The sequence below is a fragment of the Nitrospirota bacterium genome (assembly GCA_016212215.1).
GTDB lineage: Bacteria > Nitrospirota > 9FT-COMBO-42-15 > HDB-SIOI813 > HDB-SIOI813 > JACRGV01.
The window spans coordinates 1-17,456 of the sequence record JACRGV010000076.1 but is presented as its reverse complement, the minus strand read 5'-3'; the positions used below and the strand labels follow the sequence as shown (position 1 = coordinate 17,456).

17 protein-coding genes are annotated in these 17,456 nt (G+C 42.9%); 15 read left to right on the top strand and 2 right to left on the bottom strand.

The window, feature by feature from the left end:
- The 15 genes from HZA08_06575 to rfbD all read left to right on the top strand — a co-directional run.
- Positions 1–981, top strand: a 981-nt coding sequence (locus HZA08_06575) for a PstS family phosphate ABC transporter substrate-binding protein (protein ID MBI5193091.1), incomplete at its 5' end; no start/stop codon positions are given.
- Between the two features lie 260 nt (positions 982–1,241).
- The gene (gene pstC, locus HZA08_06570) at positions 1,242–2,141 is read left to right on the top strand and encodes a phosphate ABC transporter permease subunit PstC (GenBank protein MBI5193090.1); all 900 of its coding nucleotides are present in this window, start codon (positions 1,242–1,244) and stop codon (positions 2,139–2,141) included.
- A 68-nt stretch (positions 2,142–2,209) separates the two neighbouring features.
- On the top strand, positions 2,210–3,088 hold the full coding sequence (gene pstA, locus HZA08_06565; protein ID MBI5193089.1) for a phosphate ABC transporter permease PstA: 879 nt from the start codon (positions 2,210–2,212) through the stop codon (positions 3,086–3,088).
- 96 nt (positions 3,089–3,184) lie between these two features.
- A complete protein-coding gene (pstB, locus tag HZA08_06560) occupies positions 3,185–3,934 on the top strand; it encodes a phosphate ABC transporter ATP-binding protein (GenBank protein MBI5193088.1) in 750 nt (249 codons plus the stop codon).
- A gap of 154 nt (positions 3,935–4,088) precedes the next feature.
- Positions 4,089–4,892 carry a UDP-2,3-diacylglucosamine diphosphatase LpxI gene (gene lpxI / locus HZA08_06555; GenBank protein ID MBI5193087.1) on the top strand — a complete coding sequence of 268 codons (804 nt, stop codon included), beginning with the start codon at positions 4,089–4,091 and terminating at the stop codon, positions 4,890–4,892.
- Between the two features lie 157 nt (positions 4,893–5,049).
- Entirely contained in the window at positions 5,050–5,985 is a 936-nt protein-coding gene (locus tag HZA08_06550; GenBank protein ID MBI5193086.1) for a Gfo/Idh/MocA family oxidoreductase, read from the top strand.
- 11 nt (positions 5,986–5,996) lie between these two features.
- A complete protein-coding gene (gene lpxB / locus HZA08_06545; protein MBI5193085.1) occupies positions 5,997–7,178 on the top strand; it encodes a lipid-A-disaccharide synthase in 1,182 nt (393 codons plus the stop codon).
- Positions 7,179–7,265: 87 nt separating this feature from the next.
- Positions 7,266–8,996 carry a lipid A export permease/ATP-binding protein MsbA gene (gene msbA / locus HZA08_06540; protein MBI5193084.1) on the top strand — a complete coding sequence of 577 codons (1,731 nt, stop codon included), beginning with the start codon at positions 7,266–7,268 and terminating at the stop codon, positions 8,994–8,996.
- A 166-nt stretch (positions 8,997–9,162) separates the two neighbouring features.
- Positions 9,163–10,194 carry a tetraacyldisaccharide 4'-kinase gene (gene lpxK, locus HZA08_06535; GenBank protein MBI5193083.1) on the top strand — a complete coding sequence of 344 codons (1,032 nt, stop codon included), beginning with the start codon at positions 9,163–9,165 and terminating at the stop codon, positions 10,192–10,194.
- 16 nt (positions 10,195–10,210) lie between these two features.
- Positions 10,211–11,140: a lysophospholipid acyltransferase family protein gene (locus HZA08_06530; protein ID MBI5193082.1), complete on the top strand. Its 930-nt coding sequence runs from the start codon at positions 10,211–10,213 to the stop codon at positions 11,138–11,140.
- Between the two features lie 155 nt (positions 11,141–11,295).
- Positions 11,296–12,336, top strand: coding sequence for a lipopolysaccharide heptosyltransferase II (gene waaF, locus HZA08_06525; GenBank protein ID MBI5193081.1), 1,041 nt, complete (start codon positions 11,296–11,298; stop codon positions 12,334–12,336).
- 65 nt (positions 12,337–12,401) lie between these two features.
- A complete protein-coding gene (locus tag HZA08_06520; GenBank protein ID MBI5193080.1) occupies positions 12,402–14,171 on the top strand; it encodes an HAD-IIIA family hydrolase in 1,770 nt (589 codons plus the stop codon).
- Between the two features lie 208 nt (positions 14,172–14,379).
- The gene (locus HZA08_06515; protein ID MBI5193079.1) at positions 14,380–14,550 is read left to right on the top strand and encodes a Trm112 family protein; all 171 of its coding nucleotides are present in this window, start codon (positions 14,380–14,382) and stop codon (positions 14,548–14,550) included.
- A gap of 5 nt (positions 14,551–14,555) precedes the next feature.
- A complete protein-coding gene (locus HZA08_06510) occupies positions 14,556–15,137 on the top strand; it encodes an isoprenylcysteine carboxylmethyltransferase family protein (protein MBI5193078.1) in 582 nt (193 codons plus the stop codon).
- A 142-nt stretch (positions 15,138–15,279) separates the two neighbouring features.
- Positions 15,280–16,140 (top strand): dTDP-4-dehydrorhamnose reductase, encoded by an 861-nt coding sequence (gene rfbD / locus HZA08_06505; protein MBI5193077.1) that lies wholly within the window; start codon positions 15,280–15,282, stop codon positions 16,138–16,140.
- Here the strand turns inward: rfbD and HZA08_06500 are convergent.
- The gene (locus tag HZA08_06500; protein MBI5193076.1) at positions 16,133–16,354 is read right to left on the bottom strand and encodes a hypothetical protein; all 222 of its coding nucleotides are present in this window, start codon (positions 16,352–16,354) and stop codon (positions 16,133–16,135) included. The two genes, rfbD and HZA08_06500, sit on opposite strands and share 8 nt — an antisense overlap.
- Positions 16,355–16,373: 19 nt before the next feature.
- Positions 16,374–17,435 carry a hypothetical protein gene (locus tag HZA08_06495; protein ID MBI5193075.1) on the bottom strand — a complete coding sequence of 354 codons (1,062 nt, stop codon included), beginning with the start codon at positions 17,433–17,435 and terminating at the stop codon, positions 16,374–16,376.
- Between the last annotated feature and the right edge of the window lie 21 nt (positions 17,436–17,456).

Sequence of the window (17,456 nt, the reverse complement as noted above, 5' to 3'; positions counted from 1 at the left end):
CTATTAATAACTGCTTTTTTAGGTTTTGCAATAACTGCAAAGGTTCATGCCGCCAATGTAATAAAGGCAGACGGGTCTTCTACTGTTTACCCGATAACCGAGGCCGTTGCTGAAGAGTATCAAAAGGCAGAGAGAGGGAAAACGAATGTGACTGTTGGAATTTCAGGAACCGGCGGCGGATTTAAAAAGTTCTGCAGTGGTGAGACGGATATAAGTAATGCATCAAGACCAATTAAACCATCTGAGGTTGAACTTTGTAAGAAGAAAGGGATAGAATACATCGAGCTTCCTGTTGCCTATGACGGACTGGCTGTTGTTGTCAATCCAAAAAATACATGGGCAAATTCGTTTACTGTAAGTGAATTAAAAAAGATTTGGGAACCTGCTGCACAGGGCAAGATTAAAAAATGGAATCAGATACGTCCCAACTGGCCTGACAAGGAGATCCACCTCTTCGGTGCAGGCGTTGATTCAGGTACCTACGATTACTTTACTGACGCTATTGTAGGCAAAGAACACTCAAGCCGCGGTGACTTTACTTCCAGTGAAGATGATAATGTACTTGTTCAGGGTATCTCAACAGATACTTATGCACTCGGTTTCTTTGGGGTTGCATACTATGAAGAAAATAAGAACCAACTAAAACTTGTCCCGATAGATGACGGGAATGATTCAAACGGGAAAGGCCCTGTTTATCCTACATCTGCAAACGTTGAAAAAGGTACCTATCAGCCGCTCTCAAGACCGCTGTTTATTTACGTAAACTGGAAGTCCTCCGGAAAACCGGAGATCCAGAGATTTATCGAGTTCTATATGAAGAATGGGAAGACACTTTCAAGAGAGGTCGGATATATCCCGCTTCCGGATAAGGCTTATGAGCTTGTACTGAAAAGATTCAAAAATCGTGTCGGCGGCTCTGTATTCGGCGGGCATGGGTCACAGGTAGGGGTTAGGATTGAGGAGCTGCTTAAAAAGGAGTAAGCAATGAGCAGAAGTTAGAGGTAAGAAGCAAGAAGTTAGAAATAAGATTGCGGAAGAAAATCCCCCTCACCCGGACCCTCTCCCACCGGGGGAGAGGGAGGCAAACGTCTATTCCCCTCATCCTTGACGGGATGGAGGATTATGCTTTTATTCCCCTCCCCCTTGAGGGGGGAGGGATAGGGTGGGGGTGAGTTGCGGCAAGAAGTTTGGAGCAAGAGACAAGTAATTCCCTCCCCTTCAAGGGGAGGGCCAGGGTGGGGATGGGGTTGATTCATAAGCAAACACAGAAGATAAAAGAAAGAGGCATTGAAAGCCTGCTTTTCCTTAGCGCCATATTTTCTGTGTTTGTTACCATAGGCATAATCAGTGTCCTGATTTTTGAGACGTATGAGTTTTTCAAAGAGGTGTCAATAATCTCATTTCTAACTGATACTCAATGGACCCCCCTCTTTGAGGAAAAACACTTCGGGGTACTGCCGTTATTTGCAGGGACATTTCTTACAACCGGAATCGCGATTGTTGTTGCACTGCCCATCGGTCTGATTAGTGCTGTGTTCCTGAGTGAATATGCATCCGACAGGATAAGGACATTCGTAAAACCTGCACTTGAGATACTTGCCGCCATACCAACTGTAGTTTATGGGTACTTTGCACTTCTCTTTGTTACACCGCTGCTTCAAAAACTTATGCCGGATTTATCGGGTTTCAACGCACTAAGCCCTGGTATCGTTATGGGAATAATGATAATCCCCATAATATCTTCGCTTAGTGAGGACGCCATGCACGCAGTGCCTATGGGACTGCGCGAAGGGGCTTATGCCCTGGGGGCAAGGAAGATACAGGTTGCATTTCGGGTGGTGGTTCCTGCGGCCTTTTCAGGTATTGCAGCGTCATTTATTCTTGGTATATCAAGGGCTGTAGGTGAAACCATGATCCTTGCCATTGCCGCAGGACAACAGCCAAGACTCACGCTGAACCCACTTGTCCCTATAGAAACTGTTACAGCATACATAGTTCAGGTCAGCCTCGGTGATACGCCAACAGGGACCCTTGAATATAAGACAATATTTGCAGTCGGGATAAGCCTGTTTGTGCTTACATTTTTTTTGAATATGATAAGCTACTGGTTCAGGAAAAGATTCAGAGAGGTATATGATTAAAGACAGGTTAGAGGTTAGAAGCAAGAAAATCAGCGGGGTAAGAAAACCCCGCCGGAAGGGATTTTCGGATGAAGTGGTTTGACAAAGCATTTTATGTGATAGGGCTTATAGCAACGCTGATTGGTCTGGCAGTACTGCTGAATCTTATTACAGATGTACTTGCTGATGGTCTCGGCAGGCTTGGGTGGCAGTTTATATCGCACTATCCGTCCAGGAGGGCTGAAGAGGCGGGAATACTCGCGGCATGGATAGGCACTACGTGGGTTATGGTTTTAACAGGGTTATTTACCATCCCCATTGGAATAATGGCGGCACTGTATCTGGAAGAGTACAGTAAAAAGAACTGGCTTACAAATCTCATTGAGATAAATATTGCAAACCTTGCCGGTGTCCCTTCAATTATCTATGGCCTCCTCGGACTTGGTGTATTTGTAAGATTATTAAATCTTGAACGGAGTGTAATTTCAGGGGCAGCAACGCTGGCTATCCTTGTAATGCCTATGGTTATTATGTCAACAAGGGAGTCGCTTAGGACAATACCTCTTTCACTCAGAGAGGCATCTCTGGCCCTCGGGGCTACAAAATGGCAGACCATAAGTTATCAGGTATTACCGGCTGCTATGCCCGGCATTATGACCGGCATAATACTTGCCATGTCTCGGGCAATAGGGGAAACCGCACCGCTTATAACCATCGGGGCATTGGCGTATGTATCATTTTTACCGACAAGCCCTGTAAGTGCAGTGTTTCCTTATATAAGTATCCAGGGGCTTTTTGATCAATTTACAGTACTCCCTATTCAGATATTCAATTGGGTCTCAAGGCCGCAAAAGGCATTCTCAACCAATGCAGCAGCGGCTATAATAATATTACTTATATTGACCTTTACCATGAACGGAATTGCAGTCTTTATTAGGCACAGGTATCAGAAGAAGATAAGATGGTAAAAAGCTTCAGAAGTCGAAAATCAGAAGTAAGAAGTAAGAAGATAGAAGCAAGAGATAAGAAGAAAAAAACAATTTTAAATTACGGAGCAGTAAATAATGGCTTTTAAGATTAGAGAAGTAAACGCCTATTACGGTGAAAAACATGCGTTGAAGAATGTAAACTTTGAGATTGCCTCAAGGTCTGTCACCGCTGTCATAGGCCCATCGGGGTGCGGGAAGAGTACATTTATAAGATGCCTCAACAGGATGAATGATACTGTCCCAAATTTCAGGGTTGAAGGTGAAATACTCTATGATGGAACAAATATCTATTCAAAGAATCTCGATATTACTGATGTCAGGAGGCGTATTGGAATGGTGTTCCAGAAACCCAATCCGTTTCCCAAGAGCATTTATGAAAACGTCGCCTTTGGTCTCAGGATACAGGGGATCAAGAAGAACAGCATCCTTGATAAGGTTGTAGAAGAGAGTCTCAGGAAGGCTGCCCTGTGGGATGAGGTAAAAGACAGGCTTCATTCAAGTGCCCTGGCCCTTTCAGGCGGACAACAGCAGAGGCTTTGTATTGCAAGGGCAATAGCAACAGCACCTGAGGTAATCTTATTTGATGAACCATGCTCTGCCCTTGACCCCATTGCTACATCAAAGGTAGAAGACTTGATAACAGCACTCAAGAAAGAATATACTGTCGTCATTGTCACACATAATATGCAACAGGCCGCAAGGGTTTCGGAATATACAGGATTCTTTATGATGGGTGAACTTGTAGAGTACAGTGAAACAAAACAGATCTTTACAGCCCCTTCAAATAAATTGACAGAAGATTATATTACAGGAAGGTTCGGATGAACCCACATGAGCGGGGCGCTCACAAAGGGACATGAAAATAGTAAACAGTAAGCAGTGAGCAGTAAACAGGAAAGGCAGTCTTTATCTGCTAACTGCTTACCGCTTACTGCTTACTTGGGGTCATTTTCAGATGAAGAACGTGGAGGAATCTTAGTTGACTCAGAAGCTCGGCATAATTGCAGGAGACGGTAGTTTCCCGGTTATACTTGCAGAGGCAGCCAAAAACAGCGGCTATTCAATTATTGTTGCGGCACATAATGGTATAACATCGCCGGATATTGAGAAGGCTGCTGACAAGACTTTCTGGTTTAATTTAGGTCAACTGTCAAAGATGATTGACTCATTTAAAAAAGAAGGTGTCAGAGAGGCCATTATGGCCGGGGGCGTAAGTAAGAAGTTCATGTTTAAAGATGTCAGGCCGGATTTAAGATCCATATCATTGCTATTCCGGCTTAAAGACCGGAAAGATGACACCATACTCAGGGCAATAGCAGGAGAGTTTGAAAAAGATGGAATAAAAATTGGTGAGGCTACTGCTTACATAACTTCAATACTTGCTGAAAAGGGGGTAATGACAAACAGCAAACCAACGGATGAAGAACAGAAAGACATAGAATTTGGAATGGAGATGGCAAAGGGAATCGGACGTCTTGATATAGGACAGTGTATTATAGTAAAAAATCGTGCAGTTCTTGCAGTAGAGGCTGTTGAAGGAACTGACGAGACCATACGCCGGGGCGGCAGGTTTGCCGATGGCGGGGCAACGGTTGTAAAGATATGTAAACCGGGGCAGGACTTGAGATTCGACCTGCCGACCATCGGTACAAACACCATTGAAACTATGAAAGAGGTCAATGCGAGGGTACTTGCTGTTGAATCCGGAATGACTATAATACTTGAAAAAGAAAAACTAATCAGGTCTGCTGATGAAGCAGGAATCTGCGTTATTGGAATTTGATAAAAATTAATTACAGATGAACCCACATGAGCCTTCGGCTCACAAAGGGCAATGAAAACCCCACCCTCACCCGGACCCTCTCCCTGAGGGAGAGGGTGCTATGTTTATTCCCTCCCCTTCAAGGGGAGGGTTAGGGTGGGGATGGGGTTATTTTAAAATGAATAAAAAAATCAAAGTTGCCGTAATCGGCGTAGGCTATCTGGGCGAACACCATGCCCGTATTTACAAATCTATGGAAGAAGTTGAACTTGTCGGTGTTGTTGACACTGATAAAGAACGTGCAGACAGCATAGCTGCCAAATATAATACAAAGGCATACTATGATTATAAAGACCTGCTGGGGAAGGTAAAGGCGGTCAGCATCGCATCCCCTACTATTCTCCATTATCAGATAGCAACTGATTTTATCAGGCGAAATTCAGATGTGCTGATTGAAAAACCCATTACAACTACCACTTCACAGGCATCCTCACTTATTGTGGAAGCAGAGTCAAGGGGCACCCTTATTCAGGTAGGTCACATAGAACGGTTTAATCCTGCTTTCAGGATAATGTCCGGATATATACAAAAGCCGAGGTTTATAGAGGCACAACGGACAGGACCTTTTGTAGGACGGGCGACTGATGTAAATGTAATACTGGACCTGATGATACATGACATTGATATTATCCTGAATCTTGTAAAGTCTGAAGTTACAGATATTCGTGCAGTTGGGACACCTGTACTTACAAATCATATAGATATTGCAAATGCAAGAATAGAGTTTTCAAACGGCTGTATAGCAGATCTCACTGCAAGCAGGGTATCAAGGGAAAAGATGAGGAAAACAAGAATCTTTCAGCCTGATACCTACTTATCCATTGATTATGCACAGCAGAGCCTCACGGTCTGCCGCAGGATTATTGAGGAAAACTCACCTAAAATTATAGAGGAAAAGATAACACCTGAGAAAGAGGAACCACTCTCAGCAGAACTCAAATCATTCATTAATGCAGTAATAAGCGGTAAGTCTCCTTTAGTCTCCGCCAGGGATGGAAGGGATGCCCTCAGCATTGCACTAAAAGTTCAGGAAGATGCAGAGAAGAGACTGTAACCCCCCTAATTATGAAAAAGATTCTAATGATTGCCGGAGAGGCATCCGGTGACATATATGGGGCAGAGCTTGCAAAGAACCTCTTCAGTATGTCCGATGTAAATATTACCGGTATAGGCGGAGATAGGATGAGGAATGCCGGTGTAGAAATCCTATATGACGCATCAAATATTAGTGTCGTAGGCGTATCTGAAATCCTTCCAAAATTCAGTGCAATAAGAAAGGCATATAACCTTGTAAAGGATCTGCTTAAATCCCATAAAATAGATATGGTTGTACTTATTGACTACCCGGGTTTCAATATAAGGATTGCAGGGGTAGCAAAAAGTGAAGGCATACCTGTTGTCTATTACATCAGCCCGCAGATATGGGCATGGAAAAAAGGACGGCTTCATAAGATTGCAGAAAGGGTAAATAAGATGATCGTGATATTACCCTTTGAAGAGGCATTATACAAGGATGCAGGTGTGGATTGCACCTTTGCAGGGCATCCGCTTGTTGATGAGATATTAAACACCGGACCTGTTGAGCAGACTCTTCAAAAATATAAAATCGTAAAAGGAAAACCTGTTATAGGACTCCTGCCGGGAAGCCGCCCCGGAGAGATTAATTCCCTGCTGACAGATATGCTTGAGGCCGCACGGATACTTAAAGAGACCAATCCTGATATTCAACTTGTAATGGCTGTAGCTGAGACACTTGATTTTGACCATATCCGGGACATTGTTTCCAAAAGTCCTGTAGGTGTCAAAATGATGAAAGGCGAGGCTAATGATGTCTTAAATATCAGTGATGTTATTATTGCTGCATCCGGCACTATCACACTACAGGCCGCTTTGTTTGAAAAACCTATGGTTGTGTTATACCGGGTTTCTGCTCTAACTTATGCTGCTGCAAAATTACTTGTAAAGATTAAGGATATATGTATAGTAAATATCCTTGCAGGAAAAAGGATCGTGCCTGAGATGTTACAGGCAGATGTAAAACCTGATAGAATAGCAGAAGAAGTAAGAAGGATGTTGGATGACAAAGGTTATTATGAAAAGATTAAAAAGGACCTCCACGAGGTAAAGATGAGGCTCGGACCACCGGGGGCATCTCTGAGAGCGGCTGAGGTCATAGCGAAGATGTTGGATAGTGAGCAGAAGTTAGAAGCAAGAAGTAAGAGGCAAGAAGTAAGAGGCAAGAAGTAAGATGCAAGAAAAAACAGAAAGATTCCCCCTCCCTTGACGGGAGGGGGGCCGGGGGAGGGTGGGCTATGGAGATATTCGGATAGGGTCATGTATAAACGATTAATGCTTTATGTCAAACCATACTGGCTGTTGGTTATAATAGCCTTTGTGTGTGCACTCGGTGTTTCAGGTACCACTGCGGCGGCGGCATGGCTGGTACAGCCTGTGCTTGATAAGATATTTATTGAAAAGAACATTCAGATGCTCGTTCTTATACCGGTTGCCATCCTTATTATATATCTCTTCAAGGGCATCTGTAATTATGCACAGTCTTATATAATGAGATATGTCGGTAACAAGGTCATAATGGATGTGCGAAATGACCTCTTCTCCCATACTGCTGTAATGCCTATGCAATTCTATATACGTAACTCAACCGGTAATCTAATGTCAAGGATACTAAATGACGTCAGTATCATAAACAATGCAGTCTCAACCTCTATTAAAGACCTTATACAGAATGTAGTTACAGTGATTTCACTTACAGGAGTAGTATTCTATAGAGACTGGAAGCTCGCTGTTATTGCCTGTACCTCCCTCCCGTTTGCATATTATCCTCTCGTCAGACTCGGAAAAAAACTAAGACATGTAAGCAAGATTGGACAGGAAGAGATGTCAGGGATTACCTCCATACTTCATGAAACCTTTACAGGTACACAGGTTGTTAAGGCATTCGGTATGGAACAACGCGAAATTGATAAGTTCAAAGATAAAAACAATAAATTATTCAAGGTAACTATGAAGGGTGTTAAATATGCTGAGATAAGCACACCGCTTATGGAATTTATAGGCTCCATAGCAGTTGCCCTGATAATATGGTACGGCGGGTATCAGGTGATACACGGCGTTTCAACTACAGGCACGTTTTTTTCATTTCTTACAGCATTGATACTCATGTATGGCCCCCTAAAGACCCTCACAAAAATAAATGTATCCATTCAACAGTCCCTTGCTGCTGCTGAAAGGATATTTGAAATTATGGATATGGACACAGAACGTATTACTGATAAAGGTAGATTAGAGCTTACAGGGATTAATAAAAGTATAGAATTTAATGACGTATCTTTTAAATATGAAGGGGCATCCGGGAATGCCCTTTCCGGCCTGAATTTCCGTGTAAATAACGGTCAGGTGGCTGCAATAGTCGGCGGCAGCGGCGGGGGTAAGACAACTATCGGTAACCTCCTGCTCAGATTTTATGACCCTTCCTCCGGCGGAATACTTTTTGATAATACGGACATAAGGGACTTTACCCTCCACTCTCTAAGGAAACATCTGGGTATAGTAAGTCAGGACGTTATACTTTTTAATGATACTGTCCTGAACAATATTACTTACGGCAAAAAGGAATTCAGTATGGAAGAGGTAACAGCCGCAACAACAAAGGCCTATGCCCATGATTTTATAATGAAGATGCCTGACGGATACAATACTGAGATCGGAGAAAGGGGCGTCAGGCTGTCCGGCGGTGAAAAGCAAAGGATAGCAATTGCGCGTGCAATCCTGAAAAATCCACCCTTACTTATTTTAGATGAGGCAACCTCAGCGCTTGACACAGAATCAGAACACATCATCCAGATGGCCCTGAATAATCTTATGAAGGGAAGGACTACATTCGTTATAGCCCACAGACTTTCCACAATCAGGAATGCAGATATAATTATTGCATTAGAAAAAGGCAGGATCATTGAGACAGGAAAACATGAGGAACTCTTGAAAAACAGCGGGCTATATAGAAGACTGTATGATATGCAGTTTGCGGAGAAGGGGCAGAAGTGAGAAGTCAGAAGTCAGAGGCAAGAAGTTAGAAGCAAGAAACAAGAAATCAGAAGCAAGAAGTTAGAAAGGCAGAAGTAAGATAAAAATGGGAAGATTCCCCCTCCCTTGAGGGGAGGGGGTTAGGGGGAGGGTGAGCTACGAGGATTTTCAATAGAGAATACAAACCTTGCTAACACTTATATCTCATCTTTATAAACTAATCTGGCTCATCAGGAAATGGATGTATGATAATGGGGTGCTTAAAATCAGACGACTCCCCTGCCCTGTTATCTGCGTGGGTAATATTACAGCAGGCGGGACAGGAAAGACACCGACTGTCATGCACCTCGCAAGATTGTTTCAGAAAAGGAATTTTCGTCCGGTAGTTCTTACCCGTGGTTACAAAAGAAAATCTAAGAAACCTATCCTGCCGGTGAGTGACGGAAAAGCTATCCTGACCACACCGCAGGAATCAGGGGATGAACCTTATCTTATTGCATCAGGCCTAAAGAACGTCCCGGTAGTCGTTGGTGCAGACAGGTACATTACCGGCATGTTTTCCAAAGAACACTTTGACGCTGATATATTTATTCTTGATGACGGCTTTCAGCACCTTAAACTATACAGGAATATCAATATCCTGCTTATTGATGCATCAAACCCTGCAGGTAATGGTTCTATGCTTCCGGCAGGTATTCTAAGAGAGCCTCTTGCAGGAATATCAAGGGCTGATTGTATTATAATAAGCAGGGCTGATGAAGGGGATAAGTCGAAGGCAGAAGCCCTTGTACGTTCATATAATAAAAAAGCGCCGGTTTATTATTCTTCACTGAAGGTATCGGGTATTATGGATTCATATAGGAAAACTTACAGTCGTGACTATATAAATGGGAAAAGCCTGTTGTTATTCTCAGGAATCGGAAACCCCGGATCATTCAAGCGTAGTGTTATTGAAAATGGGGGAATTATAAAACGCGAAATCAGATTCCCTGACCATCATTGGTATAACAACAAAGATATGGAACGAATTTCATTAGAGGCAGAACGACTATCTGCAGAAGCGATAATAACAACAGAGAAAGACATGACCCGCATAAATGGTGCAGACCTGCTTAATAATGAAGGTTTGGCTAAACCTCTATTAACTTTAAAGGTTGAGATGTGTATTGATAAGGGGTTTGATGAATGGATTTTAAGACAGGTAACAAGGCTGAAGTAAGAAGTAAGGGGTAAGATTGGCGAAGAAAAAGAAAAGTAAGTTTGCAATTAATTCAGAGTATATTATCGTACTCTTTTTAATGAAGGTTTTATCCATATTACCTTATAGGGTGGTCTCAGACATCGGGGGGATGATTGGAATATTGGGATATTATTTAGATTCAAGACACCGCAATATTACACTAAAAAATCTTGGAATGGCCTTCCCTGATTTAGAACATAAACGTATTATTAATCTTGCTAAGAAGGCTTATAAAAATCTTGGGAGGTCTGCGGCTGAGGCTGTATATATTGCAACAAAGAATCCTGCTTATGTTTATAAATTCCTTAACAAACGGATAACAATCGAAGGAAAGGAAAACCTTAAATCTGAAATAAAAAAGGGAAATGGTGTAATATATCTGACAGGGCATTTCGGCAATTGGGAGCTTATGGGCATAACATTCGGAACTATTAACTGCCCATATAATGTAATAGTACGTCCCTTGGATAATCCAAGGATAAATAGCATCCTCTTAAAATTAAGGGGTATAACAGGTGGAAAGGTTCTGCCTAAGAAAAATGTCCTCCGTGATGTCCTGAGATGTCTGAAAAATGGGGAGGCCCTTGCTATCCTGATTGACCAGAATACATCACGAGACCTCGGTGTTTTTGTGGACTACTTCGGTACACCCGCTGCCACAAACAAAGGGCCTGCCATTATTGCAATGAAGAGCGGTGCATCAGTAATCCCGACATTCCTGGTCAGAGAAGGAAAATACAGACACAGGTTGATATTTGGTGAAACAGTTAATCTGTGCAGGAGTGGAGACAAGGAAAAGGACATATATACAAATACAGAGATTTTTACAAACATACTGGAATCTTTCGTCCGGAAATATCCTGACCAATGGTTCTGGATGCATCAAAGGTGGAAGACGAGGCCGGAGGAAAGGGTTAGGGCGTAGAGTAGAAGTAAGAAGTAAGAAGTAAGAAGTAAGAAGAAAGAAGCGAGAAAAGGCTGCCTCGCCTTCAAGGGGATTTAGCTATGCTTATTCCCCCCCCTGCAATTATTCCCTCCCCTTCAAGGGGAGGGGCAGGGTGGGGATGGGGTTGATTTCGAATGATGAAAAATAACGCTGACATAAACAAGATAATTATCTTCCTTCCCAACTGGATTGGCGACGCTGTATTATCATTGCCTGCAATTTACAGGATTAGGGAGATATTCCCTTCTGCTCGAATCTCGGTCATCGGGCTCCCTCATGTCACTGAACTGTTTTACGAATCTCCTTATGTTGATGATAAAATGTCCTACCCTTTGAAAAAAAACAAGTCGGACATACTGCCTGCGGCAAGTGAGATTAGAAAAGGGAGATATGACCTTGCAGTTTTATTCCCCAACTCACTCAGGTCGGCATTAATCGCACGGCTTGCCGGTATCCCGCTCCGCTGTGGTTACATCAGAGACGGCCGTGGACTCCTGCTGAATTTCCCTGTAAAACTCAGCAAAGAGATCAGGAAGGTTCATCAATCAGAATATTATTTGAACATCGCTTCTGCATTTGATTTCAATCCCGATACTCTCCCCACCCCTAAACTTTATCTCTCAAAACAAGAAGAACAAAATGCTGAAGAGTTCTTAAAGAAAAACGACATAACTCCTGAGGATTTATTAATCGGGATTAATCCAGGTGCAGCCTATGGTTCATCAAAGAGGTGGTATCCGGAAAGATATGGAAGTGTTGCAAGGACACTTATCAGAAAATACAAATCTAAAATAATAATCTTCGGAAGTCTTAAAGAAACAGACATAGGAAATGAGATTGCCTCACTTGCAGAGGCCCCTGTTCTCAATGCAGCAGGTAAGACATCCGTCAGAGAGCTTATGGCGTTAATCCATAGATGTAAATGCATCATCACTAATGATTCCGGCCCCATGCACATTGCCGCAGCACTCGGCATACCTGTAACAGCCATATTCGGCTCAACCGACCCTGTAAAATCAGGCCCATCAGGTGAAGGTCATGTAGTAATAAAAAAAGATGTCCCATGCAGTCCATGCTTTCTAAGGACATGCCCGACAGATTTAAAGTGCATGGACTTGATTAGTGTAGAGGACGTATTGGAGGGGGTTGCGAAGATAGACAGAAGCAAGAAGTAAGATGTAAGAAAAAAAAACCCTCCCCTTCAAGGGGAGGGTTAGGGTGGGGATGGGGTTATTTTAACGTGAAATTCGCTGTATTCATAGACAGGGACGGTACAATAAATCAGGAAATGGGTTATGTTGACAGCCTTGACAGGTTTTCTATTCTTCCCCGTGTTACCGATGCTGTCAGGAAGTTAAACGAAAATAATATCCCTGCAATCGTGGTCACTAACCAATCCGGTGTCGGACGAGGTTACTTCTCTTTGGAGTTCGTGGGGGAACTCCATAAGAAGATGAATCTTGAGTTTGAGAAAACTGATTGCAGATTAGATGGAATTTACATTTGTCCTCACACCCCTTATGACAAATGCGTTTGCAGAAAACCTAAGCCGGGACTGCTATTAAAGGCCGCACAAGAACATGGGATATCCCTCCATAACTCTTATGTTATAGGCGACAAGATTATTGATATCCAGCTTGCACACAGTGTCGGGGCCAAAGGCATACTTGTATTAACAGGATACGGGTCAGAACAAATCAGAAAGATTTCTGATGATTCAGTAGATAAACCGGATTATGTAGCATCGAACCTTTATAATGCTGTTGAATGGATTTTAGAAAAGTTAGCAGTAAGCAGTAAGCAGTTAGCAGGTAATGTAGCCACTCAATCTTCTGCTTACAGCTCACTGCTAACAGCTAACTCAAAAAAAAGCCGCATCCTCATTATCAAGCCAAGCTCTCTCGGTGATATTGTTCATAGCCTGCCTGTGCTATGGGCATTAAGGAAGTTGCATCCGGATGCACATATCGGATGGGTGGTGAAAGAGGTATGGAAGGATATGCTTATTGAAAATCCCCTCCTCGATGAAATTATCCTATTAAAGAACGGGCTAAAAGGGTTTCTTTTAGCGGTTAATGAGATTCGTAAAAACAGGTATGACACAATAATAGATCTGCAGGGTTTATTCCGAAGCGGTATGCTGAGCTATCTGTCAGGAGGCAAAAAACGTGTCGGCTTTGAAAATGCAAGGGAATTCGCATATCTGTTTTATAATAAAAAAATATCCTTGCAAGATTCACATATCCACGCTGTAGACAGATACCTGAAGACTGTGGACTCAACTAATACTTCATCCGATAATCAACCCCATCCCCACCCTACCCCTCCCCTTGAAGGGGAGGGAATCAACGTAGCCCCCTCTCCCTCAGGGAGAGGGCCGGGTGAGGGTGGGGTTTTCATTCCCCTTTGTGAGCGCAACGTTTATGACAGTTCACCACATTTTCCCATTTACATAAACATGGAGGATTCAGAATGGGCACGGGACTTTCTAATTAAAAATGAGCTGAAAGATGTCAGCCCGCTGATTGCTATAAACCCCTCTGCGAGATGGTTGAAGAAGAGGTGGCCGGTATCTCTGTATGCAGAACTAATAAATCGTTTGATTCAGGAATTGAAAGCAGGTATAATCATCCTCGGCAGCAGGGAAGATATACCTCTTGCAGAAGAAATTAGAAATCATGTAAGAATCGGCAGGCCGGTTATTGCAGCAGGAAATACAACATTAAAGACCCTGACTGCTTTGCTTGATAGGATAGATTTACTCATAACAAATGATTCAGGCCCCATGCACATTGCCGCAGCACTCGGCAGGCAGGTAATCGCACTGTTTGGGGCTACTGACCCAAAACTTACAGGACCTTATGGAGATAATCATACTGTTATCAAAAAAGAAATCGCCTGCAGTCCCTGCTTCAGAAAACCATGCAGGCACGGAAGGCCGCTATGCATGGAAGCAATAACAGTAGATGATGTAATGAGTGAAGTGAATATAAAGCTCAAAGGGAAATGAAAATCGCTCTTAGCCGTAGCGCTGACCTTTATGGTCGGCGTCACGTGGGGGATAAACCCTCACGCTACTGAATGGTTTGCAAAGGGGTCATTTTCGAGTGAACTGTCATGAAACGGAGGTTTCACAAAGGAAAACGAAAATCCCCCCCTTTGTTCAAGGGGGGGCTGGGGGGGTGGTTTTCAAATACACTTAATTAACGGAGGTAACAATGGGCATTAACAAAGAATTACTTGAAATCCTAGCATGTCCAAAATGCAAGGGCGATTTAACACTTACTCAGAAAGGTGATGGACTCATCTGTAATAGCTGTAAACTAAAGTATCCTATAAAAGATGATATACCTGTTATGCTTATTGAGGAAGCAGTAAGGATCGGTTAGTCAGCTTGAATCCCATCAGTTCATTACCAAAAACAATAAAAAGCTACCGTGTGCCATTAAGCTTTATCATCGGAGGATTATTTATTTACTTCTCAATCCCGACTCCTAAATCAATCATTTTAGGAGTCCCGGTTATTTTTATAGGAGAAGCTATCAGGACATGGGCGTCCGGTATTATCAAAAAAGGAAAAGAGATTGCAAACCATGGACCTTATGCCGTCACACGCAACCCCCTTTATCTTGGGACATTCTTCATAGGCGCAGGATTCAGCCTCATGTCCAATAATTATGTAATTATGATACTCTTCCTTATAATTTTTTTATTTGTTTATACATTCACCATAAAAAATGAGGAAAAAGAACTTACAAAGATCTTCGGGCCTGCTTATCTTAATTATAAAAACAGTGTACCGGTATTCTTTCCCTCTTTAAGTTATCTATTCTCACTCCCTTCAACACTTCTGCAAACACATCATGCAAGCGAGACTATCTTTGATTGGGGATTAGTAAAGAAACACAGAGAGTTTAATACATGGATAGGAATAATAGGCTGCATTGTGATATTTATTTTTAAGGTTTTATACTAGGATGAACCGTCATGAGCCGTGGATTCAGAAAGGACAATGAAAACCCCACCCTCACCCGGACCCTCTCCCTGAGGGAGAGGCTGCTTAGTTTATTCCCTCCCCTTCAAGGGGAGGGTCAGGGTGGGGATGGGGTTAATCTAAGATGAAAATATTAATAATCGGCGCAGGCGGACAACTTGGCAGTGAGCTTCTAAATATCCTTCAGGACGATACCATCATCCCGCTTACACACAGGGATATTGAGATGACGGATTACCGGCAGGTCAATGACATCATATCCTCCAACATGCCTGATATTATCATCAACACTGCCGCTTACCACAAGGTTGATGACTGTGAAGATAATATAGAAAAGAGCTTTTCAGTTAATGCTTATGCCGTCAGAAACATTGCGATGATTTGCAGTGAACTTGACATCGCATTTGCACATTTCAGCACTGACTATGTATTCGGTGGAGAAAAAAATGTTCCCTATACAGAGGACGACTCCCCCAATCCTCTGAGTGTCTATGCAGTATCAAAACTTGCCGGTGAATTTTTTGTAAGAAACATCTGTAAACGTCATTATGTTATAAGGACATGCGGACTATATGGTGCAAAAGGCATAAGCGGTAAAGGCGGCAATTTCATTGAACTGATGCTTAAATTAGCCCGAGAAAACAAACCCATTAAAGTTGTTGCCGACCAAATAGTCACTCCTACTCACGCTAAAGAACTCGCATTAAAAGTATCCCAGCTTATCAGGACTGAAGCGTACGGCCTCTATCACATAACAAATAACGGCGGCTGTTCATGGTATGAATTTGCAAGAACCATATTTGAACTTAGCGGTGTTAGTGCCAATCTATCCCCTACAACAGCTATTGAATTTAATGCAAAGGCAAGGCGGCCCGCAAATTCAGTCCTTGAAAACAGAAACCTTAAAAAACTTGCACTTGATGACATGAAGCCATGGAAAGATGCACTGAAAGAATACCTGCATGAAAAGGGGTACCTCAGTTAGCCGTTGCAGTACCACTATTGATTATTGAATAATTCATTGCCTTATCGTATGCCTGTATCTTATATGTGTAAGTACCTGCGAGGACGCGAAAACCATTGCTGTTTTTGCCATCCCATGTCACTGAGGTTGCGGCACCTGTTGATGGGCAGGATATGTTGGTCTTAGTTATTGTCCTGACAAGGAAGTTAGATGCGTTGTATATCTTTACTGACACTGTGCAGGTCAGAGACAGGTTATCTGTTAAAGTAAAGCTGATCAATACCTGCAATTGTAACCGGCGGCGTGACTGCATCAGCAGTAATCACTACCTGATCATGACTGACAGCAGCACTGTCTGATACCGCACGGTCAAGCTGATATTGCCCATTTACATCAGGTGTAAAGCCTGCAAGCGGGGTATTGCTACCGGAAATATTTGCATCAGTAAGAAGACTACCGGTTGGAACATTCAGGAAACCCCATAGCCAGGTCATAGCACCGGGGCCGTTGTCCGGGTCATTACTGAAACTGCCATTTAAAGAAACGTATTGCCCTGTAAGTACATTTTGATCACTGCCTGCATCAGCATTAGGTGAAACATTGGAGACGGAGGCGATGACAGCGACAGAATCAGGGTTACTGCAATAAAGTGAATCACATACCGTAAGGTCATAACTATAAACCCCATCTTTATCAGCAGTGAAGAATGGTTTTGGTATATTCGTATTAGAAAGTACAGAAGTACTCCCTGCCGGAATACCCGCCTGTATCCAGTTAAATGTTATCAGGTTGCCGTCCCTGCCTGTGCTTTCACTTCCATCAAGAACAACCTTTGAACCAGTCTTAACATTCTGATCTGAACCTGCATAAGCAACCGGAGGATGAGATGTTGAGTCATTGGGATTAGTCCCCTTTTGGGATTCTGTTAAGTTGCTGAAGCCATCGTTATCTGCATCAAGCAGTCCATCAGAAGTGTTCAGAGGATTAAGCCCATACTGAATCTCCCAGCCGTCTTTTATACCATCCCCATCAGTATCTGCGATTAATGGGTCTGTGTTATAGGTATTTACCTCCTGAGCATTAGTTAATCCGTCTCCATCAGCATCGCCAAGAGGGGTTAATGCCATAATGCCATCACTACTGCCTGCAAGACTCCAAATCCCCATACCATTCCTTGCCCTAACGCTCACATAATAAGGTAACCCTTCAGTGAGGCGTGGTGACACGAAAAAACTACTTGCGTTCTGGTTGCCATCTATGGTACAACATGATGAATGGAGATGGCGGTCAGATATCGTGGCAGAGAATTCGCCCATGAGGAAATAGCCGAAGTACGT

Bases quoted from the DNA above. Each gene is read 5' to 3' on its own strand.
- waaF (MBI5193081.1), top strand. From the start codon at position 11,296: ATGATGAAAAATAACGCTGACATAAACAAGATAATTATCTTCCTTCCC.
- HZA08_06495 (MBI5193075.1), bottom strand. From the start codon at position 17,435: ATGGGCGAATTCTCTGCCACGATATCTGACCGCCATCTCCATTCATCA.
- lpxB (MBI5193085.1), top strand. From the start codon at position 5,997: ATGAAAAAGATTCTAATGATTGCCGGAGAGGCATCCGGTGACATATAT.
- HZA08_06550 (MBI5193086.1), top strand. From the start codon at position 5,050: ATGAATAAAAAAATCAAAGTTGCCGTAATCGGCGTAGGCTATCTGGGC.
- pstB (MBI5193088.1), top strand. From the start codon at position 3,185: ATGGCTTTTAAGATTAGAGAAGTAAACGCCTATTACGGTGAAAAACAT.
- pstC (MBI5193090.1), top strand. From the start codon at position 1,242: ATGGGGTTGATTCATAAGCAAACACAGAAGATAAAAGAAAGAGGCATT.
- msbA (MBI5193084.1), top strand. From the start codon at position 7,266: ATGTATAAACGATTAATGCTTTATGTCAAACCATACTGGCTGTTGGTT.
- HZA08_06515 (MBI5193079.1), top strand. From the start codon at position 14,380: ATGGGCATTAACAAAGAATTACTTGAAATCCTAGCATGTCCAAAATGC.
- pstA (MBI5193089.1), top strand. From the start codon at position 2,210: ATGAAGTGGTTTGACAAAGCATTTTATGTGATAGGGCTTATAGCAACG.
- rfbD (MBI5193077.1), top strand. From the start codon at position 15,280: ATGAAAATATTAATAATCGGCGCAGGCGGACAACTTGGCAGTGAGCTT.